The organism is Candidatus Zixiibacteriota bacterium, assembly GCA_035574315.1.
GTDB lineage: Bacteria > Desulfobacterota > Binatia > UBA9968 > UBA9968 > DATLYW01.
Genome location: DATLYW010000009.1, coordinates 19,545 through 44,263, shown reverse-complemented (window position 1 = coordinate 44,263; position 24,719 = coordinate 19,545). Strand labels below are relative to the sequence as shown.

The window sequence follows — 24,719 nt, the reverse complement described above, 5'->3', positions numbered from 1 at the left end:
GGGGCGACATCAAATCAAGGGAGTAACCGGCGCCCCACCCACGGGCTCACCTGCGCAAATCGTCCCCCTGCCGAAGCAGGCGACGGAAACCCGGCGGCGCGCTCCCCGACGCCGGGCATGACCCGTGCTCGGGCGGCTCAGGGGGTCGCTGGCTCCGTGCTGGATGCGGCGCCCTCGGTTTTTTTCATCTGCTCCCGCCAGAGCTCCTCGGCTGTCGGCAGGTTTTCCGAGCCGGCTGAGGCGATCCGCGGCGTGATGAAGACCACGAGCTCTTCGAAGTCCTTCTGGATCCGCCAGTTCTTGAACAGCCATCCCAGCACCGGAATGTCCTTCAGGTAGGGAATGCCGCTTTCGGAGCTGGCGTCGGTGTCCTTGAGGATCCCGCCGATCACGATGGTCTCGCCGTCGCGCACCAGGACGTTCGCCTCGGCTTCACGGTTGAGCTCGTCGAACGGGATCACGCCGGCGGTGCCGCCGGACACCGTCGGCGAGCTGGCTACCGAGCTGGACTTCACCTTGATGTTCATCAGCACGAAGCCGTCGCTGGAAACCTGCGGCACCACCGTGAGGTTGATCCCCACCGGGATCTTCTCGGTGGCGACCGCGGTCCCGGCGGCCGCGCCGGTGCCGCTCGCGATGTTCGTGGAGCTCGGCAGCGCGATGCGCAGGATCCGTTCGCTCTTGATCGTCGACGGCACGTTGTTCAGCGTGACCACGGAAGGCCGGGAGATGATCCTGACCTTGCCTTCGTTTTCGGCGGCGCTCAGGAACGCGTTGACGTTGTGCGGGATGTAGCCGAAGCGGAATCCCGTGCTCGGCACCGGGAACGGAGGTCCGGTGGTGTTGGCGCTGCCGGCGAACGGGGCGCCGGCGAGAAAGCGCGAGCTGGCGACGATCCGGCCGGCCACCAGGTCTAGCTCCATGCCCAGCGCGCGGGAAAACGACGGCGTGGTCTCGATCAAATTCGACTCGATGAGCACCTGAGGAGTGCGGGTGTCGAGCCTTGCCAGCATCGTATGGACGTCCTCGATCGACGACTGGATGTCCTTCACCACGATCGTGTTGCTGCGCTCGTCGCTGGTGATCGTTCCCCGCTTGCTGATCAGCAGCTTCACCTTGGGCTCGAGGTCCTTGACTTTCGCGTAATTGACGCTGAAGTAGGCGGTCTGGAGCGGTTCCAGTTCCTCCTGGGCTTTGTTCGCGGCCGCTCGCTTGTCGCGGTCCGATTTGAGCCGTTCCGCGGTCGAGATGCGGATCACGTTGCCCACCTCTTCCTTGTCGAGGCCGTTGGTATCGATCAACAGCTGCAGCGCCTGATCCCACGGAACCTCCGTGAGCCGGATCGTGACCTTCTTGTTGACGTCGTCGGTCACGATGATGTTCTGCCCGCTCACTTCCGCGAGCAACCGAAAAACGTTCTTGATGTCCGCGTCCTTGAACTCGAGAGAGATTTTCTGGCCGGTGTATTTCTTTTCCGGTGCGCCCCCCGCCTCTCTGGCGGTGCCCGCCGCTTTGGTCTCGCCGGCCCGCCGTCCCGGAGTGTCTGCGGCGAGAATGTCGGCACGCTGGCCGTTACGCACGAGGACGATGTTCCTCTTGGCAGTGGCGGCCGGGTCGGGCGCCCCGACGGTGATTTTCACGCCGCCGTTCTCGGGCACGATCGTGTAGGGCGGAACGGTCGCGGCGGCGATGTCGACGACCAGCCTGGGACGCTCGCCCGCGGAGCTGATCCTCAGGGTGGAGACCCAGTTGGTGTCGACGCGGAAGCTTTCGGCCTGCGCCGGTCCTTTCGCTTCGCCCAGCACGTCCAGGACGATGCGGGCAGGCTGCGGCAGGGGGAAATGGCGATACTGCTGCACGGGTTGGGGCAGCCGAACGGACAGGATCGTCTGGCCGTTCTCCTCGCGCACCATGAGATCCTGAATCACCGGCGCCTTGACAGGCGCCGGTTTCGCCGCGGCTTGGGGTACCCGGGCCGCTGCAGCCTCCGGAGCCTTCGGCGCCGCCCGGTCGGTTCCGAGCGAGCAGCCAGCTACGTGGACCGTGAGAAGGCCCGCAAGCAAAACCCGGGCGGCGATCCAGGGCCGAGCCGCCGACCCCGGCGATGCCGCACCGGGACGGATATCCGTGGTTGCCTTGGTCATCTTTTTCTCCGCTTTACTCCACCGCCAGCTTCATCGGCACCTCTCGTTTCCTGAGGTTGCCGTAGAGGTCCGTGTAATTCTCCTCGACGACGATCTCGGTGCGCCGGATCTCCTTGACCTTGCCGTCATTGTTGCCGATCGGTGTGCCCACCTTGACGACGTAGCCGAGCCCGCCGCTGTCCTCGATCATCGCACGCGGCTCCTTCAGGTCCCAGACGATCCCCACCACCCGCAGCTGGCCCAGCTCGAAACGTTCGAGCGGGGAGAGGGCTTCCCGAGGGCCGCGGCCGGCGGCCTTTACCGTCATGTTGAACGGCCGAAACGGATCCCTCTTCCCGGCGAGGGAAGGCTGCGGCGCGGGACTTTCCACGGCTTTCTTCGGCGGGAGGGTGAAATCGCTCGGCTGCGGTTTCGCCTTTTCGGCGCGCTGATCGCCCAGCATTTCCTTGAGCTTCGCCCTGGCGGCCTCGGTGAGCGTTTCCAGGCTCTTGCCGATGGTGGCGGGCGTCTTGGAGAACTTCTCGATCGCCTCCCGCGTCTTCTGCGAAGGCGTCTCGATCTTTTCCTGTCCGGAAGTCCCCCCGGGGCGCGCGGCGAGCGCCAGCGCGGCGAGCAGAACGATGCGCAGCTTCATCGTCGGTTACTTCTTCTGTTCCTTCGCGGCCTTGGCTTTTTCCTCCGCGATCCGCTTCCGCTCCGCCTCGTCGAGGAACCGGAACGCGGTCGCGACGCTCGCCGTCTCCAGCACCACCCGGTCGCCCGCCACCGTGGGATTCTTGAAGCCGATATTGTCGATGTTGACCAGCCGGTGCATGTGTCCGACCTCGTCGAAGAACGCTACCACGCTTTGAAAGGTTCCCTTGACGTTGATGTCGACCGGCACTTCCGCGTAGAAATCCTTCGGATTTTCCGGACGGGGCCGAAAGAGCAGGATGTCCAGGCCGGCCTCCTGCGCTTTGGTGGAGATGTTGGTCAGCAGATCCGGGATTTCGCGCTTGTCGGGAAGCTGAGCGACGATCTCCTTCAATCTCATGTCGAGATCGCGGAGCTCCTTGCGCAGCCTGGGGAGATTCGCGGCGCGCTGCTGCTTCACCGCCTTGTCGGAGCGCGCGGCCTCGAGCTCCTGCGCGAGGCTGGCGATCTCGGCGGCCTTCGGCGCATACGCGAGGGAGTAGAAGGCCGCGATCAAGAGAAGCGCCAGGACCGCGAGAATGATCAGTTTCTGGCTCGGCGGCCGGTCGAGAATCTGTTCGAGAAACGCATTCACGGCTTGCCGTCCTTGACCGCGGGCACGCTCTTGGTTTCAGCGCGCTCCGGCGGCCGCGCTCGGTAAGAAACCTTTGCGCTGATGGCAAACTTCTTGTACGGGCCGGTCTTCGCGTCCGCCGCCAGGGTTTCCACCAGCTCCACGTCCGAGAAATACGGAAGCTTCGAGAGGTTGCGCATGAAATCCGCGACGCTCTGATTGTCAACCGCAAGGCCGTTGATCGTCACCTTGCCGCCCGTCTCCTTGAACTCCGTCAGCCACAGCGTGGGCGGAACGGCCGCCGAAAGACTCTCCATCACCCGCACGGGCCCGACCTTTTGCCTGTTCAAGTCTTCGATGACCTGGTGTTTGGCCTGAAACTCCTTGATCTTGACCTGGAGCTCGCCGACCTCCTTGACCTTGAGATTGAGCGCCTGGATCTCCCGGCGCAACGCTTCGAGCTCGCCTTGCATTGTGGCGACCCGGCGCCCCTGATAGAGATAAATCCCCGCGAGAACGAGCGCCGTGACGCCGAGCGTGATCCCTGCGATGGCGAGGTCGCGCTTTCGGGTGACCTCCGCTTTGATCTCACGGACCGGAAGCAGGTTGATTCGAATCATTTATCCCCCGGCCGCCGGATCGAGAGCCCTGCCGCCACCGCAAACAGAGGGGCGGATTCGGCCAGCAGGTCGCGGTCGACCTCCCGGCCCATGGAAAAAGCGCGAAACGGCTCGGCCAGCCGCACGGGCACGCCTACGTTCTGCTCCATGATCTCGCGCAGCCCCGGGATTCGCGCGCTGCCCCCGCTCAAATAAACGACTTTCAGCCCTTCGGACTCTTCGGCGCCGACCGTGCCGTAGAGAGTCACCGTCCGCCTGATCTCCTCGGCAAGGTTCTCCGAGATCGGGCTCAGGATCCCGTCCAGCGCCGGCCCCTTTTTGCCGTCCAGCATGCCCGTGATCTTCAGCCTTTCGGCGGCCTCGGGAGCGATTCCGAGCGACCTGCGGATCGCGTCGGTAAAATCTTCGCCGCCGATCGAAAGGTCGCCCGTGAAGGTCGACAGGCCGTTTTGCAGCAGCGTGATGCTGGTATAGCGGGCGCCGATGTTGATCAGCCCCAGAAGTCCCGTCACGGACTCCGCCGCGTAGTTCGCCTCGTACATGTTCTCCATGGCGAAGTAGTCGACGTCCATGACCGCCGGCTCGAGGCCGGCTTCCAGGATCGCTTCCGAGTAGCTGTTGACGATCTCTTTTTTCACCCCCACCAGGAGAACGTCCATCTTCGTGCCGCCCTCCAGCACGTTGAGGACCTGGAAGTCGAGATTGAGATTTTCGACCCTTTCGGGAATGACGTTGTTGGCCTCGAACTCGATGTTGGCCTCGAGCTCGCTTTCCTCCTGCATCGGCATCTGGATCTTTTTCATGATGACCGCCCGCCCCGGAACGGCGGAGATCACTTTGGTCGATTTGACGCCGTGCGCCTGGATGAGCCGCCGAATGCCCTCGCTCACCGCCTTCGTCTCGACCACCAGGTTGTTCTGGACGGCGGCGACCGGAAGCGGCAGGAGCCCGATCTTGAGCAAGCGATAGCCGTTCTTCTCCACTGCGGTCTCGACCATCTTGATCGAGGTGGAACCGATGTCGAGCGCGACGAAGCCGTCGGCGCGGCGCAAAGATCCCAGGAACCCGAGCTGGAGCTTCTTCAACAGTTCCATTAATGCTTGAAAACCCGCTGCTTTTGCGTCGGCTTGACGCCCAAGGCGCTGAGGATTTTTCGCTTCGTCGACATGCGGCACGCCTTTCCTTTCTCCACCCGGTCCAGGGTGAGGGGCGAGATTCCCGCCAGTCGCGCCAGCTCGGCTTTGCTCAGCATCATGGACTCACGGAGCTTCTTCACTCTGTTCGGTTGATCCATAACCGGCCCCTCGGCATCGGGACGTCTGTTGGAGGAGACGCCACTTATCTAGCGCAACAGAACATTCGGAGTCAAATAAATTATGCTTAATTAAGCATAATTATAGGTCGGCAGTTCTTGACGCAGCAAACTCTCTGCCATGTCGGCACGGCGGCGGTAACCCGTTGAGTTTGTTCCGGTCCTTGTGCAGGATCCCGCGCCGAAGCGCCGGAAACCCGAACGCGGGCGAACAATTTCATCTGTTCACGACTGTTTTTGAACATTCCCGGCCGCCGCACGGACCTGCTTTCGGGCGGCCGTCTTTCAAGTAGATCGGGAAGCATGCAACGTCGTGCCACGGGTGCTCGGGCCGGGACCTTGCGACCTCGCTTCGCCGCGGTTCGGTCGTCCAAAAGTTCGATATGAGACCGGAAACTGACTGGAAACCGGGAACCGGAAACTGCTATTGTTCGGTCTCAACCCTCTTTCAGTCGATGTTCTACCCCTCAGAGAGCTCATTGGTGGGACTTTGATGAATCCCCGCGCGGAGTTTGCGCGCATCGTCGTTCCCTCGCCGATCAAGGAGGCGTTGACCTATCGGGTGCCTGCCGGGCTCGAGAGCGCGCTCGTCCCGGGCATGCGCGTTCTCGTCCCGCTCGGGAAGAGGAAAGTTACCGGAATCGTGCTCGAGTTGCTCCATGAGTCGACCGTGCGCGAGGTCAAGGAGGTCTCGGGTCTCCAGGACAACCGCCCGGTGCTCGATCCCTCCCTGCTGCAGCTGGCCCAATGGATCGCCCAGTACTACCTGGCGCCGCTCGGCCAGGTGATCGGCGCCATGCTGCCTCCGGCGATGCGCGCCGAAGCCCGCAGAACGGTGGTCGCCCTGAGCGCTGCCGATGCGGCCTCCGGGACGGAGAGGCGGATTTTCGAGCTGCTTCAACGAAACAGTGGAAGGCTCGAGCTCAAGCGGTTGCGCGACGAGTTGCGGCGCCGAGACCTGAGCCAGGCCCTGGCCCGGCTCCAGGCTTGCGGGGCGATCGAAATCCGCGAGACCGTTCCCGGATCGCGGCGAAGGCAGAAGGAGCCGCCGCACCTCTCCGGGGCGCCGGGCGCCGGGCGCCGCTTGACGCTCAACGCCGAGCAGCAAAAGGCGTTCGAGGCGATCGACCGCCGCCTGCTCGGCGGCGGATTCGAGACCTTTCTCGTTCACGGAGTGACGGGCAGCGGCAAGACCGAAATCTACCTCCGCGCGATGGAACGCGTCCGCGAGCAGGGCCGCCAGAGCGTCATCCTGGTGCCCGAGATCTCGCTTGCGCCGCAGCTCCTCGACCGGCTCGTGGCGCGCTTCCCCGAACGGGTGGGCGTTCTCCACAGCGCCCTCACGGCGGCCGAGCGCTGGAATCACTGGTGGCGGATCGCGCGCGGGGAGGTGGATGTCGTGGTCGGCGCGCGGTCCGCGATTTTCGCTCCGGTGCCGCGCCTCGGCCTGATCGTCGTCGACGAGGAGCACGATCCGTCGTACAAACAGGAAGAAGGACTGTGCTACAACGCCCGCGACGTCGCCGTGGTTCGCGGGAAGATTTCCGGCTGCCCGGTGGTCCTGGGATCGGCCACCCCCGCGATCGAGACCTACGAAAACTGCAGGCAAAAGCGCTTTCGCCTCCTCGAGCTCACGAAGCGGATCCGCGAGCGGCCGCTGCCACGCATCCAGATCGCCGACCTGAGGAGCGCAGGAGCGTCCGAGCCGGCCGGCCCGCCCCCGGAGCACCGGCTGATCTCGCCGCAGCTCGCCGGGCTGCTGGAGAGCAATCTCCGCAGGTCGAAGCAGAGCCTTGTCTTTCTCAACCGCCGCGGCTACGCCAACTTTCTCCAGTGTCGGAGCTGCGGTTACGTCCTGCGTTGCGCCCATTGCAGCGTGACGCTGACCTATCACCAGCAAAAAAACACCGCGCATTGCCATCACTGCGATTTTCGCCTGCCGGCGCCGGATACCTGTCCCGGCTGCGGCTGGCCCACGCTGGCGGGGATCGGCGCGGGCACCGAGCAGGTGGAACAGTGGCTCCGCCGCCTGTTTCCCGAGGCGCGCGTCGAGCGCATGGACCGCGACACCACCGGCCGGCGAGGATCCCACGAGCGGTTGATCAGGAGCTGGGAATCGGGGGAGATCGATATCCTGATCGGCACCCAGATGATCACCAAGGGGCATGACGTGACGGGGGTGACGCTCGTCGCGGCGCTCCTCGCCGATCTATCGCTCAATCTGCCCGACTTTCGCGCCGCCGAGAGGACCTTTCAGCTCCTCAGCCAGGTGGCCGGCCGTGCCGGCCGAGGAGATGACCCCGGGACTGTGATCGTGCAGACCTACGCCCCCGACCATTACGCGATCGAGCACCTGGTCGGGCACGACTACAAGGGCTTCTTCGACGCCGAGCTCGAGTTTCGTCGGGAGCTCAACTACCCGCCTTTTTGCCGGCTGGTGCAGCTCCGGCTCGACGGTCCGAGAGCGGATGCCGTCGAGGCGAAGGCGAGGGAGCTGCGCCGGCAGCTGGATGATTTCCGGCGCCGCAGGCCCGGGCTGCGCGGGCAGATCGAGATTCTCGGCCCGGCTCCGGCCCCGATCGGCAGGCTGCGAGGCCGCTATCGCTGGCAGCTCCTGTTGAAGGGGAAGCAGCCATCCTCGGTGCTCGAGCTGGCCGGACTGGCGCCCCAGGTCCTCGGCTCCTCGCGTTCCGTGCGCCTTCACATTGATGTCGATCCGTACAATATGTTATGAATTTTTCTAGCGATGGCGCTGCTCGAAATCCTCAAATATCCCGATCCTCGACTCAAGCAGGTCGCCAAGCCCGTACGGAACGTCACCGCCGAGACCGTCCGCCTGATCGAGGACATGCTCGAGACGATGTACGCGGCGCCCGGAGTGGGCCTTGCCGCCAATCAGGTGGGCGTGCTCCAGCGTGTCATCGTCCTCGATATCGATCACGAGAACCCCGGCAAAAACGTTCTCAAGCTCGTCAACCCCCAGATCACCCGCGCCGAGGGAGAGCTCGTCTGGGAAGAGGGGTGTCTCAGCGTGGTCGACTTCACCGCCGAGGTGCGCCGCGCCGCCCGGGTCGAGGTAACCGCCCTGAACGACCTGGAAAAGGAAGTGAAAATCGAGGGCGAAGGATTGCTGGCCGTCGCCCTGCAGCACGAGATCGACCACCTGGACGGAAAGCTTTTCATCGACCGGATCAGCTGGCTGAAACGGGATCTCTACACCCGTCGCCGAAAAAAGGCGCTCAGGACGGGCGCCGCGCCGGCGGCGGAAGCGCCGCGCGTCATGATCTGAGCGGAAACCGACCGCTTTCGCCGACGCCCTGGCTCCATCGGCCGCGATGCCCGACTTCTGGCCCATCGTCTTCATGGGGACACCGGAACCGGCTGCTCTCACTCTGGAGCGGCTGTTGGAGGGGCCCGATCCCGTGGTCGGGGTGGTAACCCAGCCCGACCGTCCCGCCGGGCGAGGACAAAAAAGCACCCCGTCTCCCGTTCGAAAGCTCGCCGAAAGCCGCGGCATTCCCGTGATCGCTCCGGAAAAGATCCGCGCGCCGGAGGTCCTCGAGACGCTCAAAAAATGGAATCCCCGCGTCGTGGCCGTGGTGGCCTATGGTCGCATTCTCCCGCGCTCGATTCTCGAGCTGCCTCCCGCCGGCTGTATCAACGTCCATTACTCGCTTCTGCCCAAATACCGCGGCGCCGCCCCGATCGCCTGGACGATCCTCAACGGCGAGAGGGAAGGCGGAGTGACCACGATACGCCTGGTCGAAAAGATGGACGCCGGGCCGATCTATCTCCAGGAGGGGCTGGAGCTGGCGCCGGACGAGACGACCTCCTCGCTCGCCGCCAAGCTCGCGCCGATCGGCGCGAGGCTCCTCCTCGAAACCATCCGCGGCCTCAAGGAAGGCAGGCTCGAGGGTCAACCGCAAGACGAAGCGCAGGCAACGCTGGCGCCGATGATCAAGAAGGAGGACGGTCTCATCGACTGGCGCCAGCCCGCCGTGGCGATCGAGCGTCGCGTGCGCGCTTTCACTCCGTGGCCCTCCGCCTACACCCACCTGCGCGGCAAGCTGATGAAGATTCATCGCGCCCGGGTCCTCACCGGCCCGTCAGCCGCCCCCGGAGAGGTCGTGCGCGCGGACGCGGGCGGCTTTTGGGTGGCGACCGGCGACGGGCTTCTTGCGCTCGAGGAGGTTCAGCTCGAAAACAGGAAGCGCCTGCCCGGCACCGAGTTCGTCAAGGGAGCGAGGATCCGGCCGGGTGAACGCCTCTGACAGCCGGACCGCAAACGTCCGCGAGATCGCAACCCGCATCCTCGTTGCGGTCGATACCCGAAAGGCGTTTGCCGACCGCTTGCTCGACCGTGCGCTTGAAAGCGGAACGCTTCCCGCGCGGGACCGCGCGCTTCTCAGCGAGCTCACCTACGGCACGCTTCGCTGGCGCGGCAGGCTGGACTGGCTCTTGCGCGGGCATCTCAAGCGCGATCTCGCGCGCACCTCGCCGTTCGTAAGAAACCTGCTGCGGCTCACCCTCTACCAGCTGTTCTTTCTCGACCGCGTTCCCGACTACGCCGCCGTGAACGAAGCGGTCGCGCTGGCAAAGACCCGGGGGGGAGTAAAAAGCGGAGGCTTCGTGAACGCGGTCCTGCGCGGCGTGCTCCGTGAAGGGCGGCGCAAGCCCCCGCCCGAGCTGTCGCGGGAAACGCTTTCGGAGTTCGCGAGCTACTGGTCCCACCCCCTGTGGCTCGTCGAGCTCTGGCAGGATTATTTCGCGCCCGAAGAGCTCGTGCCGCTCCTCGAGGCCGACAACCGCGCCGCCCCGCTGGCGCTTCGAGCGCAGCGCCTGAAGACCACAGTCGACGACCTGCTCTCGCTCCTGGCTGAATCCGGGGTCGAGGCGAGACCATCCCTCTGGTCCACCCAGGGGGTCGTGGTTCTTTCCCGAAGACCGCCCGATCAACTGCCCGGTTTCGACGAGGGGCTTTTCTTCGTGCAGGGAGAGGCGTCGCAGCTCATCGGCTTTCTTCTCGATCCCCGCCCCGGCGAGCGCATCCTCGACGCCTGCGCCGCTCCCGGGGGCAAGACGACGCACATCGCCGAGCTGATCGAAGACCGAGGAACGGTTGTCGCCGCCGACCTCTCCGCCGCCGGGCTCGAGCGCGTCCGCCGCAACGCCCGCCGACTCCGTCTTACCTCGATCCGGACCGTTTGCTGCGATATGACCGCCGGTCTCCCCGAAGCGGAGCGCGAGCCCTACGACCGCATCCTGGTCGACGCCCCGTGCAGCGGCCTCGGAACGCTGCGGTCCCACCCGGAGATCAAATGGAACCGTGCGCCGGCGGACATCGCGCGCCTGAGCCGCACGCAGAGAAAAATCTTGAAATGCAGCGCTGGTTATCTCCGCACCGGAGGCGTGCTCGTCTATTCGACCTGCACGCTTGCCCGGCCCGAGAACGAGGACGTGGTCGAGGGCTTTTTGCGCCAGCATCCGGAGTTTGTGTTGGAAGAGGCCGCAGGTTATCTTCCGGAAAAGGCGCGGGCGCTGGTGCGCGGCCCTTATTTTCTCGCCCTGCCGCACCGCCACGATACCGACGGATTCTTCGCCGCACGCATGAGAAAGGCTCGGTGACATGAGAACGATCAAGATCGCCCCCTCGATTCTGTCGGCCGACTTCAGCCGCCTCAAAGAGGAGATCGAGGCGGTGGAAGCGGCCGGTGCCGACTGGCTTCACGTCGACGTGATGGACGGCCATTTCGTTCCCAACCTCACCATCGGCCCGGTCGTGGTCGAGTGCGTGCGCAAGGTCACCCGCATCCCGCTGGACGTACATCTCATGATCACGGATCCCGACAAGTACGCCCCGGAGTTCATCAAGGCGGGGGCCGACTGGGTCTCGATCCATCCGGACACGTGCGCCGATCCGAACGCAACCCTCCGCCGGATTCGCGAGCTGGGCGCGAAGGCTTCGGTGGCGGTCAATCCCGACGTCCCGCTTGCCGCGGTGGAGCGCTATTTTCCCGATGTCGACATGATCCTCATCATGACTGTTTTTCCCGGCTTCGGCGGCCAGGAATTCATCGCCGACGTTTTACCGAAGCTCGAAGAGGCGCGTCGGGCCGTGGACCGGCGCAAGCTTCCGGTCCTGATCGAGGTCGACGGCGGAGTCAAGGCCGATAACATCGAGCGGGTCGTCCGTGCCGGAGCCGAGGTCGTGGTCTCGGGCTCCGGGATCTTCAAGACACCCGATTACGCCGCCACCATCCGCCGCATGCGCGCCGCGGTCGCCGATCTCTGAGCCCGGCCCGGGCGCAGCCTGTCGCCTCCCGGCGCCGGGCTGTTGTTTTTCTCCGGGTCTGTTGTTAGTTTGTCCGCGTCGGGGCGTGGCTCAGCTTGGTAGAGCGCACGGTTCGGGACCGTGAGGTCGGTGGTTCAAATCCACTCGCCCCGACCATTTCCTCGGCCATCCCGTAAATCGCCCAATCGTTGCGGCGTGCTGCGGGTTGTGTGGCCTCGCCGCGGTCTTGCCGCAGCGTGTGAACGACGAGTTTGTCCATCCCGGACCTGGTATGACCGTTTCCTTGCCCGCAAGAACCTCGGGCCGGAAGGATGTATTTGACGACCTAGCCACAATCGGTTTTAATACGCGCCAACCGGCCCACGAGGGAAATTCCGTGATTTGTCGTTCGCTCAAGGAAAGAAGGGGGAGACGAGAAAACTCACCATGATCGCGCGCATCCTGTTGACCGTCGCGCTGGTTTTCATCGAAGGCAGTGCGGGAGCTCAGCCGATACAGTTGATCACCGAGAAAGAAGCGAAGCTGCCCGCGGCGCCGCAGGCGCCGTCGCGGGCCATTACGCGAGGACCTGCTGTCAAGCTGGTGTCGCCGGAAAGCGTTGGCGGCGGCGCCTTTGCGCTGCGAGTCGTCTTCGAGCCTCGCGGGGGGTCGAAGATCGACCCGGACAGCGTTCAGGTCACCTATCTGAAAAATCCGCCGGTGGATCTCACCCGCCGCCTCAAGTCGGCGATCCGTCCCGAGGGAATCGACCTCGCCTCGGTGACCGCCCCAGGGGGCGAGCACCCGATCCGGATCACCGTGCGGGACATCGAGGGCAGGCAGGGAAGCCTCGTCATCAACCTGTCGGTCAAATAAACCCGTCGAATGAATTGCCCCTATTGCGCATCGGAGGTGCCGCAGGCGGCCATCGTCTGCCCGCAGTGCGCTCGTGACTTTTACCTGTTCAAACCCATTCTGCAACGCATTGCTCAGCTCGAATCACGGCTTGCGGAACAGGCCGCGGCAAGTAGCCATGAACCTCGTCTTTCCGCTCTCGAACGCGAATTTCAAGAGTTGAAAGCCGCGCTCTCCGCCGGCCAGGCTGGCGGCTCGCCGGGTCTCGAGACGGCGCCCTACGCCCCCATCTCCGGAGAGGCGACGACCTACCGGACAAGCCTGTTCCGCGCTCTCGGTCTTACGCTGGCGCTTCTCATCGCTGCGCACATCCTGTTGCTCTTCGTCTACGACGCGTCGCCGCTTTATCTCCGCGTCGCGTCGATGCTGATCCCGGTGCCCTTCGGTTTCGCGCTGGCCGCGCGCCATCCGGGACGGTTCGGCCTGTCCGCGGCCTGCGGCTTCACCATGGCCGCCCTGGCAGTCTGGCTCATGCTCGTCACTACCGGATATCTCGATAACGTTCCCGTCTTGCCACAGAGCGTGCGCGACGTTCGCGAAGTCGTTGAATACGCCGCGAGCATCGGCCTGGCGTTTGTCACGGGATTGCTCCTCGGCAAGCTGCGACACCGGCGGCTGCGTGCGGGGGCGGAGCCGGACCGGCTCGCCGTGCTCCTGGCCGAGCTTTTCACCACCGACAGGGACGGCGAGCTCGGAGTGCTGCGCCTTGCAGGCCGCATCCAAAAATTCGTCTCCACCGTGACGCCGGTCGGGACGGGCCTGGCCTCTCTCTACGCTGGCATCAAGGCGCTCATCGGGGATCTCGGGTAGCGTTCTTGACCGAGCACCCGTCGCGATGCCGAAAGGCGAAATCGAAGAGATGATGGAGCGGTGCGGGGCGACAGCCGCCCCGGATTATCGCCGCAGGCTCCTGCTCAAGGCGGGCCTGGCCGCCGGCATGCAGCTCTTGCTGCCGCGCTGGTGCGCGGCGCAATCGACCCTGCTCGCTTTGCCGAAAGTCGCGCTCGTTTTCGGCAACGGGGGGTACAAGGATGCTCCGCTCAAAAACCCCGCGAACGACGCCCGCGCCATGGCCGCGGCGCTCAAGGCGATGGGTTTCGCCGTAACGATGAGACTCGACGCCCGGCGAGCGGAAATGGAGGACCTTGCCCGGGCTTACGTGCAGCAGCTCGCGAAGCGAAAAACCGTGGGCCTGTTTTACTATGCCGGCCACGGAGTGCAGCTCGCGTGGCGCAACTATATGGTGCCCGTGGACGCCGCGATCGAGACCGCCGCCGACATTCAGAAACAGGCCGTCGACGTGAACAGCTTGTTGGAAGGGATCAAGCGCACGAACAACGCGATGAACGTGATCATCCTCGACGCTTGCCGGGACAATCCCTTCGGCAGCCTCAAGGGAGTCGATCAAAAGGGCCTCTCGCAGATGGATGCGCCGCCGAGCACCCTTCTGGCGTACGCGACCAGTCCGGGCAACGTCGCCAGCGACGGCACCGGCGAGCATGGGCTCTATACCGAATACCTGTTGCGCGAGATGAAGGTCCCCGAGGCCAAGGTGGAAGACGTGTTCAAACGAGTGCGGCTCGCCGTGCGGCGCAGGACCAACGGCGCCCAGATTCCGTGGGAGAGCACCTCGCTGGAGGAGGATTTCTATTTTCTGCCGCCGGCGCATCTGAAGAAGCTATCCGAGGAGGAAAAGGAAAGGCAGTTCCAGGAAGAGCTTGCTCTCTGGGAGAAGGTCAAGGACGCGAAGGAGCCCGCTCCGCTCGAAACGTATCTGCAGCGCTATCCCAGCGGCGAGTTCTCGGAGCTGGCGCAACTCAGACTCGACGCCGTTCTCGCCGGGCAGGGTGAAAAACGCATCGACGTCGCCTCCCAGGCCGGAAATCTTTTCAGCCACGGTTTCATCCGTGCCGACACCAATTACAAGGTTGGCGATTTCTACTCGTACCGGCTGATCGACCTCGCGGCTCAAAAAGAAATCCGCACGATCGCCGGCGTGGTGACGGCGGTAAAGGACAACGAGGTGATCATCGGCCACGGGGAGGTCGTCCTGGATCTGATGGGCAACCCCAAAAAGTCCGCCGACGGCTACCGCTACACCGACAACCAGAATGTCCCTGTCGAGTTCTACGTCGGCAGGAAGTGGTCCACGCGATTCCAGACGTTCCCTCCGAATTTGCCGCGGCACGTGCGGCTGACGACGGATATGGAGTACCGAATCGCGGGAAGGGAAACCGTTACGGTTCCGGCCGGCACCTTCGATTGCTTCCGGGTCGAAGGCCGCGGCGTCGCCGTCTCGAGCGTGGGACCGGCTTCGGTGCAGCGAACCGCCTGGTACGCCCCCGAAAGGGTGCGCCGATTCGTCGCGCAGGAACTGATCCGCACGCCGCCGGCCCGCTCTCCCAATCCGCCGGTCGCTGAACGCTACGAGCTCGTCGCGTTCAAACAGACCTGATCGCCGCCGGTCTCGTTCTCCCGCTCATGAAGAGACCTATTTTTAGAACGCGGAACCGGGCGGATCAGGGGAGGAAAGGCGGCAGGGCAGAAACGGCGGGAGCTGACTGCGAGATGCCTAAGCTGCTTTCTTGGCTTCGTGTCGGGCCTGCCGCGTCGCCTGTTCCCGATTCAGGTACATGGCAAGCCCCGAGCTCAGTACCACGACGGCCCCCACCGCGACCGAATTCGCATAGGGCAGGAGCGTGTCCGTAAAGCCCAGCGCGTAGGGAGCAGCAATCAGCCAGAGTCCAAGGACGAAGTGGAATGCGAACCAGTAAAAGCTCGTCATACGCCTTCACCTCCTTCCTTTTTGCTCGCTCGGCTCTTGCCGCCTCCCTCCCTTGATGCGGTGCCAGCACCGGATCTTTGCTGGCTTTCCTTCCAGCCCGGATCGTCAGGCAACTCTCCAGGGCAGAACTGTCCCCGGCCTCGGGATCGCTTCCGGGGAGACCCGCTGACAAGGATTTTCCGCGACAAAATCTAACCATCCCAGGCCGACTGTCAAGAAACAGTCGCCTGCCGTCGTCGCGGCGACTCCCCCCTTCCTTAACGGTCTCCCCCTCTCCGGGACAAACCGAGCCGACCCTCAGAGGGCGGCGCCTGCGCCCAGCTTCGCCGGCAGCCGCAGCGTCACCGCCGACCGCGAAGGGGGAAGGTTTGCGGGATCGCCCCGAGAAGCACAGAAGCCACGGGCGACTTGCGCGCGAAGGTCCGACTGGCATAAAACTGCGGCGTGGAACGCTTCGTCCCCGGCGCTTTTCAAGAATTTTTTCCATTCCTACTCGTATCACTGAGCTCGGTCTTCTTTACCGTCGACCCTTTCGGCTCCATCCCGGCATTTCTGGCGATGGGCGCTAGAGGGGACCGCGCCCGCGCGCGGCGAATCGCGCGCCATGCCGCATGGACCTGCTTTGCGGTGCTGACGCTTTTTGCCTCGGCCGGAACTCTCGTCTTCAAGCTGTTCGGGTTTACCTTGGCGGCCTTCAAGATCGCCGGCGGTCTCATTCTGTTTCAGATCGCGATGGAGATGATGCACGCGCAGCGATCCGAGACGCGCGAGGTGGCGGAAGAGCGTGCCGAGGGAAGCCGCAAAGAAGATTTCGGTATCATTCCGCTGGGCGTCCCGATGCTGGCCGGCCCGGCCGCGATTTCCACCGTCATCGTTCTCATGGGACAATCGAAGCTCTGGTGGCAGACGATCCCCGTTTTTGCGGCGATCGTTGTCACGTCGTCTGCGTCCTTTTACGTACTGATCGCGGGAGCGCAGATCCAACGCTTTCTCGGTGAAAGCGGGGTGCGCATACTGACGCGGCTCATGGGGCTGATCCTCGCGGCGGTGGCGATTCAATTCGTGCTCAACGGAATCAACGATGCGTGGCCCGGCCTGGCACGAGGAGCGTGACTTTCGATTCCGGCTGGATGTTCTCCTGTGAGCGCATGATGCCCGAGCCGGTTCCAGACGTTTTTTACTGTAACCCGCGCCGGCGCGTCACCGGTGCATGCGGCGACTGGAGTCCGCCGCCGGGGGCACGGGAGACGCCGGGCTCACCGGGATGACTCACGAACTCTGGAGGGCAGAAGATGAGTGAAATTTTCTGGACGTTGTTCATGCTCTCGGCGCTTCAACCGATTATCACGCGCCGGCTCCTGGAATACTCCCGGCGGCGATTGATGTGGAGGATCGAGCGCGAGCGCGGCTCGCGCGTGATCCTGCTGGTGCACCGCCAGGAAACCATGAGCTTCCTCGGGTTCCCTTTTTTTCGTTATATCGACGTGAACGACTCCGAAGAAGTCATTCGCGCGATTCACATGACCGATCCCGACGTTCCGCTGGACATTATTCTCCATACTCCCGGCGGCCTGGTTCTGGCGTCACTCCAGATCGCCATGGCGATCAAGAGACACCCCGGCAAGGTGACGGCCTTCGTGCCGCACTATGCAATGTCCGGCGGGACACTGATCGCATTAGCGGCGGACGAAATCGTCATGTGCGAGCACGCGGTGCTCGGCCCGGTCGATCCTCAATTGGGCCACTATCCCGCAGCTTCGATTCTCAAAGCGGCGTCGAAGAAACCGATGGAAGAACTGGAGGACGAAACAATCATCCTGGCAGATCAGGCGGAGAAAGCGGTGGCTCAGCTCTACGACGCGGTAAGGGAGCTGCTGAAAGACAAGTTTCCCGACAGCAAAACCGATGAGCTGGCTCGACTTCTTTCGGAGGGCACATGGACCCACGACTATCCCCTGACCTACGAGCGGGCCAGATCGTTGGGGCTTGCGGTCACGGCCGAGATGCCTGGAGACATCATGAAGCTCATGAGCCTTTTCCCGCAACCCGTACGGCATACACCCTCGGTGGAATATCTGCCGATCCGCCGCTATGCGCCCGCCGAACGGCAAAGGCAAGCTTCTGAGCACTTCATCGGGAGGTAAATCGGAAATGGCCGCGACTCGCTGATATTTCTGGCGGAATCGCGCCGGGCCGGACCGCGCGTACTGCGTTCGCGCGGAAAAGCCCCCTCATAGGCGGCGGTTCGAAGCCGAAAATCGACGCAGGCACCCGATTCCCGCCTCCCGAGAGAGACGAGGCGGCACCGAAGGGCGATCCGCCGCCTGAGCTGCTGCGGGTCCGGCTGGTCCGGCCTCGTTTCGAGGTCGAACTGCCCCGTCAGGACGATCTCGACCCGCTTCTCCTGATCGGTCTCGAGATTCGATAGCAACCTCGGCCCTTCCAGGGCTTCGCCGCTCAGGTTTTGCGCTTCGTCGACGAGCACGGCGGCGACGTGGCGCTGCTTCAGCTGATCGCTCAGGTGCTCCTGGCCGATCGGCATCACCCACGGCCGGACATCGCCGAGTGTGTGTCGATCGGTACTTCGACGAAACCGCGATCTTGTACCCGCCTGGCGCCGGGCGGCCGTCTCATTTTTTGGTTGTTTCCTGGGGATTTCGATTGTATATTAACGCCCGAGGTGAATCGGCCGGGGCGGCCAGCGATTGTTCACCTGCTCGATCCTCTCGTTTTCCCACCGGTACTTCTCGGCGTTCACCTTAGTCCCGCGTTCTTTTTCGCATGGGTTGTCGAGCGATTCCTTACAGGAGTCGATGAACAGAGAGCCCGAAGCGGTTCCGTCTCGCTCGAAAGGTCAACCGAACAGGTTCGAAACCGGCAGTTTCTCGCGTTCCACCCGCGGCCCCCCTTGTTCGCCTGGCCTTTTCTTTCCCAACCGTACGCCGGATCATCCCTCGGCTCCGCAGTTGCTGAGAGAAGGGAGAGACATGACAGACGACTCGAACGTCAAAGGAAATGGATTCGTCGCCCGAGGATCCCGGGCGTCAGGAGCGCCGCCCGCCGCACAAACCCTCCGCCGCGAGCTAAAAGCACTTCGACCGCGGAAGGGCGCGGTGAGGCCGACGAAACGAGAGCGCACCCGCCGCCTGCACGAAGCGGTGGTCAACCTGGTCGGACGGCTCCGCGGCGCCGGCTTTACCGCGGTATCCTCTCCGCCCGGTCCGATCGCCGTCATCGGTACCGAAATCGAAGACCCGAAGACCAAAGGCAGGATCGGCCACGTCCGGGAACCGCTCGGGGCTTACATCCAGCGGTTGTCGGTCGAAGACAATTTTTTCCAGCGCTCGCCTTTCGACCACACGACCGATCCCATTTACCGGCGCCTCATCCGCGACTTTATCGACGGCGCAGTCATGCCCGAGAGCAAGATCGCCGCGCTCACCTGGTCCGGGGGGCCCTGCTCCTTGTCCGACGGCGACCTCCGGTTCTCCATCATCGACGGCCTCCAGAGGCTCCACTGCTTTCTCATCGCGGTCCTGCTGGCCTGGCGCCGCGAAGAGCTGGTCGCCGAGGGGCTCGTCCGGGAGGAGGACTGGAATTTCTTCGCCGAATCCGTCAAGCGGCTGGGCGAGCCGGAAGCCGCCACCGAGACCCTCCTCCAAAGAACGGTCCGCTACGAGATCTTCTACGGGATCAGCCTGGCCGGGCTACTGCACTACATGGTGACGTTCAACTCCAGCCAGCGGCGCATGAGCCTGCGGGTGCAGCTCGAGATCATGAAAAAGCCCTTGATCGAGCACCTGAAAAGCGAAGGCATTCCCATCTGGGAGGACCTCGGCCGGATGCCCGGCGAGCGCCGTCCCGCGGATCGGTTCCTCGCATCGGACATCGTGCTTGCGACGCAGGCGTTCATCACCCACAACCCGCACGTGACGACCGCCTTCGAGACCGAGCGTTTCCTCGACGAAAACCAGCCCTACCTGGACAACATCGGCGATATCGCCGACATCGTGCGGCTGCTGAAACGGACCACGCTTGAAATCCATCGCCGCGTCGCCGAGGTCTACGCGGCGAACCCCGACCGCCGCTTTCTCGTGACCAACGGGGACCCCTTCCTCCTGGGGCTTGCGGCGGCATGCGGCTACATACGGAGCCGGGGCGGCATGGAGATCCTCGACAAGGCGCTCGACAAGCTGCTCGCGGATCTCGATCGCCCGGGCGCGGACCCGCTCGGCATCGACGATTACGAGTCGGCGCTCGCCGCGCTCGGGGTCTCCCGGGGCAGGCAGGCCCGCCGGCTGGTGGACGACACGTTTCGGCGCTTCTTCCTGGGCGTGACGGTGGAGCTCGACTGGCTGGATACCGCCAACCAGATCACCGGAGGCGCCTCGGGCTGAGGCTCAGAGCCGGCGGCGCTAGGCGGAGAGCGGAGCAGTCGCCCCGCGCCGGAGGGTATCCCACCCGCGAATCGCGCGGATCCGCTCCACGGGTGTGGGATGCGAGTAATGATAGGCGGAATACCAGGGGTGAGGCGTCAGGTTGGCGAGGTTTTTCACCGTCAGGTTGACCAGCGCTTCTTCCATCGCACGTCCGTCGCCGAGCGCCAGGGCGGCGAACCGGTCCGCCTCATACTCGTGCCGGCGCGATAGATAATTGAGCAACGGGCCCAGATAAAAAACGGCCGGCCCCGAAACCAGGCTGAAAAGCACCAGTGCCGCATGATTCGACGGCGCGAGACCGAAGGCCGCGTAAAAGGGCGCGTAGTCGAGCAACAGGCTGAGAACGTAGAGCCCGGCGAAGAGCAGCGCTCCTTCCAGCACCAGCATCCGCCGGACGTGCTTCATCTTGTAATGTCCCATCTCATGAGCCAGGACCGCCAGCGTCTGATCGACCGGCATCTGAGCGATCAACGTGTCGAAAAGAACGATGCGTTTGGCCCGTCCGATCCCGGTGAAGTAAGCGTTGGAATGCGCCGAGCGCTTCGACCCGTCCATCGAGTAGATCCCGCCGGTTTTGAATCCCACCCGCGCGGCGAGCGCTTCAATCCGATCGCGCAGCTCCCCTTCCTCCAGCGGCTCGAACCGGTTGAACAAGGGGGCGATCAACGTCGGATAGACCACGATCATCAGCAGCTGAAAGCCGAGAATGAAAGCGAACGCCCAGAGCCACCAGAAACGTCCGGCGATCTCCATGAGCGTGAGCACGACCCACAGGAAAGGCAAGCCGAGAACGATCCCCAGCAGGAGCCCCTTGGCCTTGTCCGCCAGGTAAAGCCCCGGTGTGGTCTTGTTGAATCCGAACCGCGCTTCGATGCCAAAGGTCGCGTAGAGATCGGTGGGTAAACCGGCGAAGACGAGGATCAGCGCGACGGCGAAGCAAAATAGAACTCCGGGCCCCTGCCACGCAGGGTTCCAGCGTCCGGCGAGCGTCCGGGCGAGCTCCTCCACCCGCGGGAGAATGCCCCCGAACAGCACCGCGAGCAGCACCGCCCCGCCGTAGATTTCCGCCCACCGCTGAAAACGCCCTCTGGCGAGCGCGTAATCCACCGACCGGCGGTACTCTTCGGGCGAAAGCCGGCCGCGAAAGTCGTCGGGAATTCCCTCCGGGCCGCAGCGCTCACGGATGTAGCGCAGGTTCAGCTCGTTGAGCACCCCCTCGACGGCCAGCTCGAGAGTGAAAAAGACAAGAAACAGCCCGACCACCCAATGTTCCATCGCGCCGATCGAGAAGACTGAAAAGGGAGGGGGCAGAGCTCAGGCGGCGGAGTCGTAGGCGAAGGTGAGCTTCCCTTCGGTCTCGTCCACCTCGACCTTTCCGCCGCTCTGCAGCCGGCCGAAGAGGATCTCGTCGGCCAGGACGCGCTTGATCTCGTTCTGGATCAGCCGCGCCATGGGCCGCGCGCCGAAAGCCGGATCGTAGCCGCGCTCGGCGAGCCATCGGCGCGCCTTCGGGGTGATCTGGAGGAAGACCTTCTTCTCGTTCAGCTGACGGTCCAGCTCCATGATGAACTTGTCGACCACCCGCTCGATGATGTCCATGCTGAGCGAGTTGAAAACGATCATGGCGTCCAGGCGGTTGCGGAATTCGGGGCTGAACATTCTTTCGATCGCTTCCTTGCCTTTGCCGGCGTTCGACTTCGCCCCGAAACCGAGCGGCGCTCCGCTCATCTCGCGCGCGCCCGCGTTCGTGGTCATGATGAGAATGATGTTGCGGAAGTCCGCCTTCTTGCCGTTGTTGTCCGTGAGCGTGGCGTGGTCCATGACCTGCAGCAGGATGTTGAACAGGTCCGGGTGCGCCTTTTCGATCTCGTCGAGCAGCAGCACCGCGTGCGGATTGCGGTTGACCGCGTCGGTGAGCAACCCGCCCTGGTCGAAACCCACGTAGCCCGGAGGGGCGCCGATGAGGCGGGAAACCGTGTGCTTTTCCATGTACTCGCTCATGTCGAACCGGAGGAACTCGATCCCCATGATCTGGGCGAGTTGCTTGGCCACCTCGGTCTTGCCGACGCCGGTCGGCCCCGAGAACAGGAAACAGCCGATCGGCTTCTCCGGATGACCCAGGCCGGAGCGTGACAGCCGGATGGCGGAGGCGAGCGTCTCGATGGCGGCGTCCTGCCCGAAAACGGTCAGCTTGAGGTCCCGCTCGAGGTTCTGCAGCCGCTCCTTGTCCGAGATCGACACGCTGCGGGGCGGGATCTTGGCCATGGTCGCCACGACCTTCTCGATGTCCTTCGGACCGATCACCTTCTTGCGCTTCTCCGGCGGCTGCAGCTTCACCGCGGCCCCGACCTCGTCGATGACGTCGATCGCCTTGTCCGGCAACCGGCGGTCGTTGATGTGCTTGGCCGAGAGCTCGACGGCGGCGCGCATCGCGGCGGCCGAGTAGCGCACGCCGTGGTGCTTCTCGTAGTGGGCCTTCAGACCCTGGAGAATCTTGTAGCTTTCCTCGACGGTCGGCTCGGCGATCTCGATTTTCTGGAAACGGCGGGCGAGCGCCCGGTCCCTCTCGAAGTAGCTCTTGTAGTCGTGATAGGTGGTCGATCCGATGCACTTGAGCTCACCGGAAGCCAGCGCCGGCTTCAGGATATTGGAGGCGTCCATCGAGCCGCCGCTGGTCGCCCCCGCCCCGACGATCGTGTGGATCTCGTCGATGAAAAGGATGGAGTTGGGATTTTTCTTCAGCCCGGCCAACACTCCCTTGAGCCGCGCCTCGAAATCGCCCCGGAACTTGGTTCCCGCCAGCAGTGCCCCCATGTCGAGCGAGTAGATCACCGCGTTCTTGAGCGCCTCGGGCACCTCGCCCCGTTGAATCTTCAGGGCCAGCCCCTCGGCGATCGCGGTCTTTCCCACGCCGGGATCGCCGACGAAGATCGGGTTGTTCTTGCGGCGCCGGCAGAGCACGTGGATCGTGCGCTCGATCTCCGTCTCGCGTCCGACCAGCGGGTCGATCAAGCCCTGCCTGGCTTTCTCGACGAGATTGATCGTGTAGGCCTGCAGAGGCTTGAGCCGCTGTGCCGGGCGCTCCTCCTCGGCGGCGGCCTCCTGGCCCTCGGAGCCGGATTCTTCGGCCGAGCCGACCTTGGCGATGCCGTGGGAGACGTAATTGACCAGATCGAATCGCGTGATTCCCTGCTCCTCCAGGAGGTAAACCGCGTAGGAGTCGGGCTCCCGGAACATCGCGATCAGAACGTTTCCGCCGTGAATCTCCTTTTTTTCGGCCGACTGCGCGTGAATGACCGCCCGCTGCAGCACGCGGTGGAAGCCGATCGTTTGCTGCGGCTCCTGCTTCCACCCCTCGGGAACGACCTGAAGCTGCGTGTCGAAGAACTCCTCGAGCGCCTTGCGAAGGCGCGCGAGATCGCCCCCGCAGTTGACGATAGCGCTGCTGGCGTCCTTGTCCCGCAGCAACGCGTACAGCAGGTGCTCCAGGCAGACGTACTCGTGGCGCCGCCGCTTGGCTTCCCGGAAGGCTTCATGCAGTGTGCCTTCGAGCTCCTTGCTGATCATCCTAGGCCTCTTCCATCGTGCACTTCAGCGGATACTCGGCCTGGCGCGCCAGACTTTCGACCAGATTGACCTTGGTCTCGGCCACTTCATACGTGTAGACGCCAGCCACGCCGATCCCTTTCCTGTGGACGTGCAGCATGATCTGGACCGCCTCGGTGTGTTCCTTGTGAAACACGTACTGGAGAATCCGGACCACGAACTCCTTGGTGGTGTAGTCGTCGTTGTGAAGCAGAACCTTGTAGAGCGGCGGCCTCTTGAGCTTCTTCTTGGTCTCGGTGACCAGCCCTTGCTCGAATTCGGTTTCCCTCCGGCTCATGGCGGCTCCGACCTCCCTGGGAGGTGGTCTAAATTTAACAACATCTGCGTTCTCAGGCAATCCTGCCGGGGACCCTCAGCAGGCCGGGGCGGCTTGCAAGTCCGGCGCGCAAGAATGCTATACTGGAGGTGCAGGACTCCATGGGCCGAGCGCCTTTTCAGGAGGTGCGCGATGCTTACCAACAAGGTCCGCGAGATCATGACCGGAAACATTACCACGGCGGAGGCTGACTGGACGGTCTCCGCGGTTCTGGCGAAGATGGTCGCCGAGGACGTGGGCCGGATCGTGATTACCGACGGTGAAGTCCCGGTGGGGATTTTCACCGAAAAGGACGTGCTGCGGCGGGTGGTCGACAAGCTGGACCCGGCGGTCGTTCAGGTGCGTGAGGTGATGACCAAGCCGCTCCAGGCTGTCAAGGAGGAGACCCGGATCGTCGACGCCTTCGGCAGGATGTACAAGGGCAAATACCGCCATCTCCTGGTTCGCGGCCGGCGGGGGAAGATCGTGGGCATCGTGTCGATGCGGCGGATTCTGGGACTCGCGGTCGAGCTGGGGCAGGGCATGAGCGACCCGAAAACCGTAGGCAGCATCATGGCGCCCGGCGCGCCGACCGTCGACGAATCCGTTTCCGTGCACGACGTCATCGAGCGGATGGCGCAGGAGGGCCACGGAGCCGTCGTGGTCACGTCAGCCGGCGAGCCGGCCGGGATTTTCACGGAGCGGGACGTTCTCAAGCGCGTGGCGGCGCCGGGCCTCGATACCGCGAAGACCGCCGTTCGGGCGGTCATGACCGCCCCGTTGATCACCATGGAGAGCTCGGCGCTGGTCCGGGACGTCCTGGCCGAGATGTACCGGCGCGACATCCGCAACATGCCGGTGACCGGACCGGACGGAAAGCTCGCCGGGATCGTCGCGATGCCCGAGGTCCTACAGTACGCGAGCGCGTTCGACATCGACGAGCGCGTGCGTCAGGCCTGGAAGGAGGTCCAGGAATACTTCGATTCCGAGGACCAGTACACCCCGGGCTAGGCTCCCTCGGCGGTTGTGATTTGGTGCTCCTGTGTTAAAATCAAAAAGTTCCCCCATAAGCTGAAGGAGGTTCCG

23 protein-coding genes and 1 tRNA gene are annotated in these 24,719 nt (G+C 63.9%); 13 read left to right on the top strand and 11 right to left on the bottom strand.

The features are described 5' to 3' along the window. Window positions 1-137: 137 nt before the first annotated feature. Genes pilQ through VNN77_01855 form a run of 6 tightly spaced genes read right to left on the bottom strand, consistent with a single transcriptional unit; the run spans window position 138 to window position 5,304 of the window. Window positions 138-2,144, bottom strand: a complete 2,007-nt coding sequence (pilQ, locus tag VNN77_01880; protein HXG50141.1) for a type IV pilus secretin PilQ — start codon at window positions 2,142-2,144, stop codon at window positions 138-140. A 13-nt stretch (window positions 2,145-2,157) separates the two neighbouring features. After that, complete coding sequence (locus tag VNN77_01875) at window positions 2,158-2,778, bottom strand: pilus assembly protein PilP (protein ID HXG50140.1); 621 nt, start codon at window positions 2,776-2,778, stop codon at window positions 2,158-2,160. A 6-nt stretch (window positions 2,779-2,784) separates the two neighbouring features. Then, window positions 2,785-3,411, bottom strand: a complete 627-nt coding sequence (pilO, locus tag VNN77_01870; GenBank protein ID HXG50139.1) for a type 4a pilus biogenesis protein PilO — start codon at window positions 3,409-3,411, stop codon at window positions 2,785-2,787. Continuing rightward, on the bottom strand, window positions 3,408-4,010 hold the full coding sequence (locus VNN77_01865) for a PilN domain-containing protein (GenBank protein ID HXG50138.1): 603 nt from the start codon (window positions 4,008-4,010) through the stop codon (window positions 3,408-3,410). Before VNN77_01865 ends, pilO begins: the two co-directional genes overlap by 4 nt. Further along, the gene (gene pilM / locus VNN77_01860; protein HXG50137.1) at window positions 4,007-5,104 is read right to left on the bottom strand and encodes a type IV pilus assembly protein PilM; all 1,098 of its coding nucleotides are present in this window, start codon (window positions 5,102-5,104) and stop codon (window positions 4,007-4,009) included. The genes VNN77_01865 and pilM overlap by 4 nt, the downstream gene beginning before the upstream one ends. Beyond that, window positions 5,104-5,304 carry a helix-turn-helix transcriptional regulator gene (locus VNN77_01855; protein ID HXG50136.1) on the bottom strand — a complete coding sequence of 67 codons (201 nt, stop codon included), beginning with the start codon at window positions 5,302-5,304 and terminating at the stop codon, window positions 5,104-5,106. Before VNN77_01855 ends, pilM begins: the two co-directional genes overlap by 1 nt. Before the next feature lie 511 nt (window positions 5,305-5,815). Between VNN77_01855 and priA the strand changes: the two genes are divergently transcribed. The 9 genes from priA (at window position 5,816) to VNN77_01810 (ending at window position 14,963) form a co-directional block, all read left to right on the top strand. Then, on the top strand, window positions 5,816-8,056 hold the full coding sequence (gene priA / locus VNN77_01850) for a primosomal protein N' (GenBank protein ID HXG50135.1): 2,241 nt from the start codon (window positions 5,816-5,818) through the stop codon (window positions 8,054-8,056). A 12-nt stretch (window positions 8,057-8,068) separates the two neighbouring features. Further along, complete coding sequence (gene def, locus VNN77_01845; GenBank protein ID HXG50134.1) at window positions 8,069-8,611, top strand: peptide deformylase; 543 nt, start codon at window positions 8,069-8,071, stop codon at window positions 8,609-8,611. A 46-nt stretch (window positions 8,612-8,657) separates the two neighbouring features. Then, a complete protein-coding gene (gene fmt, locus VNN77_01840; protein HXG50133.1) occupies window positions 8,658-9,593 on the top strand; it encodes a methionyl-tRNA formyltransferase in 936 nt (311 codons plus the stop codon). After that, the gene (rsmB, locus tag VNN77_01835) at window positions 9,580-10,947 is read left to right on the top strand and encodes a 16S rRNA (cytosine(967)-C(5))-methyltransferase RsmB (protein ID HXG50132.1); all 1,368 of its coding nucleotides are present in this window, start codon (window positions 9,580-9,582) and stop codon (window positions 10,945-10,947) included. Before fmt ends, rsmB begins: the two co-directional genes overlap by 14 nt. Window position 10,948: 1 nt before the next feature. After that, a complete protein-coding gene (gene rpe, locus VNN77_01830) occupies window positions 10,949-11,614 on the top strand; it encodes a ribulose-phosphate 3-epimerase (GenBank protein HXG50131.1) in 666 nt (221 codons plus the stop codon). 79 nt (window positions 11,615-11,693) lie between these two features. Further along, a tRNA-Pro gene (locus VNN77_01825) sits at window positions 11,694-11,770 on the top strand. 270 nt (window positions 11,771-12,040) lie between these two features. Then, window positions 12,041-12,469 (top strand): hypothetical protein, encoded by a 429-nt coding sequence (locus tag VNN77_01820; GenBank protein ID HXG50130.1) that lies wholly within the window; start codon window positions 12,041-12,043, stop codon window positions 12,467-12,469. Between the two features lie 198 nt (window positions 12,470-12,667). Next, window positions 12,668-13,318: a hypothetical protein gene (locus VNN77_01815; GenBank protein HXG50129.1), complete on the top strand. Its 651-nt coding sequence runs from the start codon at window positions 12,668-12,670 to the stop codon at window positions 13,316-13,318. A gap of 25 nt (window positions 13,319-13,343) precedes the next feature. Next, a complete protein-coding gene (locus tag VNN77_01810) occupies window positions 13,344-14,963 on the top strand; it encodes a caspase family protein (GenBank protein HXG50128.1) in 1,620 nt (539 codons plus the stop codon). A 117-nt stretch (window positions 14,964-15,080) separates the two neighbouring features. Here the strand turns inward: VNN77_01810 and VNN77_01805 are convergent, their stop codons facing one another. After that, complete coding sequence (locus VNN77_01805; protein ID HXG50127.1) at window positions 15,081-15,293, bottom strand: SPW repeat protein; 213 nt, start codon at window positions 15,291-15,293, stop codon at window positions 15,081-15,083. Between the two features lie 444 nt (window positions 15,294-15,737). Here VNN77_01805 and VNN77_01800 point away from each other — a divergent pair, with 444 nt between their 5' ends. Together VNN77_01800 and VNN77_01795 are read left to right on the top strand one after the other, a co-directional pair. Next, window positions 15,738-16,406 carry a MarC family protein gene (locus VNN77_01800; protein HXG50126.1) on the top strand — a complete coding sequence of 223 codons (669 nt, stop codon included), beginning with the start codon at window positions 15,738-15,740 and terminating at the stop codon, window positions 16,404-16,406. Window positions 16,407-16,585: 179 nt separating this feature from the next. Continuing rightward, a complete protein-coding gene (locus VNN77_01795) occupies window positions 16,586-17,437 on the top strand; it encodes an ATP-dependent Clp protease proteolytic subunit (protein ID HXG50125.1) in 852 nt (283 codons plus the stop codon). Here VNN77_01795 and VNN77_01790 read toward each other — a convergent pair. Next, window positions 17,383-17,835 carry an AAA family ATPase gene (locus VNN77_01790; GenBank protein ID HXG50124.1) on the bottom strand — a complete coding sequence of 151 codons (453 nt, stop codon included), beginning with the start codon at window positions 17,833-17,835 and terminating at the stop codon, window positions 17,383-17,385. The genes VNN77_01795 and VNN77_01790 overlap by 55 nt on opposite strands. Before the next feature lie 571 nt (window positions 17,836-18,406). Between VNN77_01790 and VNN77_01785 the strand changes: the two genes are divergently transcribed. Then, complete coding sequence (locus VNN77_01785; GenBank protein HXG50123.1) at window positions 18,407-19,690, top strand: hypothetical protein; 1,284 nt, start codon at window positions 18,407-18,409, stop codon at window positions 19,688-19,690. Window positions 19,691-19,708: 18 nt separating this feature from the next. On the opposite strand, the gene VNN77_01780 is transcribed toward VNN77_01785, so the two are convergent. Genes VNN77_01780 through clpS form a run of 3 tightly spaced genes read right to left on the bottom strand, consistent with a single transcriptional unit; the run spans window position 19,709 to window position 23,615 of the window. After that, on the bottom strand, window positions 19,709-21,007 hold the full coding sequence (locus tag VNN77_01780; protein ID HXG50122.1) for a M48 family metallopeptidase: 1,299 nt from the start codon (window positions 21,005-21,007) through the stop codon (window positions 19,709-19,711). A gap of 39 nt (window positions 21,008-21,046) precedes the next feature. Further along, complete coding sequence (clpA, locus tag VNN77_01775) at window positions 21,047-23,299, bottom strand: ATP-dependent Clp protease ATP-binding subunit ClpA (GenBank protein HXG50121.1); 2,253 nt, start codon at window positions 23,297-23,299, stop codon at window positions 21,047-21,049. Between the two features lies 1 nt (window position 23,300). Beyond that, on the bottom strand, window positions 23,301-23,615 hold the full coding sequence (clpS, locus tag VNN77_01770) for an ATP-dependent Clp protease adapter ClpS (protein ID HXG50120.1): 315 nt from the start codon (window positions 23,613-23,615) through the stop codon (window positions 23,301-23,303). A 171-nt stretch (window positions 23,616-23,786) separates the two neighbouring features. On the opposite strand from clpS, the gene VNN77_01765 reads away from it, so the two are divergent. Beyond that, window positions 23,787-24,644: a CBS domain-containing protein gene (locus tag VNN77_01765; GenBank protein HXG50119.1), complete on the top strand. Its 858-nt coding sequence runs from the start codon at window positions 23,787-23,789 to the stop codon at window positions 24,642-24,644. Window positions 24,645-24,719 lie beyond the last annotated feature (75 nt).

What these genes read in the sequence shown, in the direction of transcription:
- VNN77_01820 (HXG50130.1), top strand. Translation starts at nt 12,041, where the DNA reads ATGATCGCGCGCATCCTGTTGACCGTCGCGCTGGTTTTCATCGAAGGC.
- rpe (HXG50131.1), top strand. Translation starts at nt 10,949, where the DNA reads ATGAGAACGATCAAGATCGCCCCCTCGATTCTGTCGGCCGACTTCAGC.
- VNN77_01855 (HXG50136.1), bottom strand. Translation starts at nt 5,304, where the DNA reads ATGGATCAACCGAACAGAGTGAAGAAGCTCCGTGAGTCCATGATGCTG.
- clpA (HXG50121.1), bottom strand. Translation starts at nt 23,299, where the DNA reads ATGATCAGCAAGGAGCTCGAAGGCACACTGCATGAAGCCTTCCGGGAA.
- pilQ (HXG50141.1), bottom strand. Translation starts at nt 2,144, where the DNA reads ATGACCAAGGCAACCACGGATATCCGTCCCGGTGCGGCATCGCCGGGG.
- clpS (HXG50120.1), bottom strand. Translation starts at nt 23,615, where the DNA reads ATGAGCCGGAGGGAAACCGAATTCGAGCAAGGGCTGGTCACCGAGACC.
- fmt (HXG50133.1), top strand. Translation starts at nt 8,658, where the DNA reads ATGCCCGACTTCTGGCCCATCGTCTTCATGGGGACACCGGAACCGGCT.
- VNN77_01865 (HXG50138.1), bottom strand. Translation starts at nt 4,010, where the DNA reads ATGATTCGAATCAACCTGCTTCCGGTCCGTGAGATCAAAGCGGAGGTC.
- VNN77_01795 (HXG50125.1), top strand. Translation starts at nt 16,586, where the DNA reads ATGAGTGAAATTTTCTGGACGTTGTTCATGCTCTCGGCGCTTCAACCG.
- VNN77_01805 (HXG50127.1), bottom strand. Translation starts at nt 15,293, where the DNA reads ATGACGAGCTTTTACTGGTTCGCATTCCACTTCGTCCTTGGACTCTGG.
- pilM (HXG50137.1), bottom strand. Translation starts at nt 5,104, where the DNA reads ATGGAACTGTTGAAGAAGCTCCAGCTCGGGTTCCTGGGATCTTTGCGC.
- VNN77_01780 (HXG50122.1), bottom strand. Translation starts at nt 21,007, where the DNA reads ATGGAACATTGGGTGGTCGGGCTGTTTCTTGTCTTTTTCACTCTCGAG.
- def (HXG50134.1), top strand. Translation starts at nt 8,069, where the DNA reads ATGGCGCTGCTCGAAATCCTCAAATATCCCGATCCTCGACTCAAGCAG.
- priA (HXG50135.1), top strand. Translation starts at nt 5,816, where the DNA reads ATGAATCCCCGCGCGGAGTTTGCGCGCATCGTCGTTCCCTCGCCGATC.
- VNN77_01810 (HXG50128.1), top strand. Translation starts at nt 13,344, where the DNA reads ATGCCGAAAGGCGAAATCGAAGAGATGATGGAGCGGTGCGGGGCGACA.
- VNN77_01875 (HXG50140.1), bottom strand. Translation starts at nt 2,778, where the DNA reads ATGAAGCTGCGCATCGTTCTGCTCGCCGCGCTGGCGCTCGCCGCGCGC.
- VNN77_01790 (HXG50124.1), bottom strand. Translation starts at nt 17,835, where the DNA reads ATGCCGATCGGCCAGGAGCACCTGAGCGATCAGCTGAAGCAGCGCCAC.
- VNN77_01765 (HXG50119.1), top strand. Translation starts at nt 23,787, where the DNA reads ATGCTTACCAACAAGGTCCGCGAGATCATGACCGGAAACATTACCACG.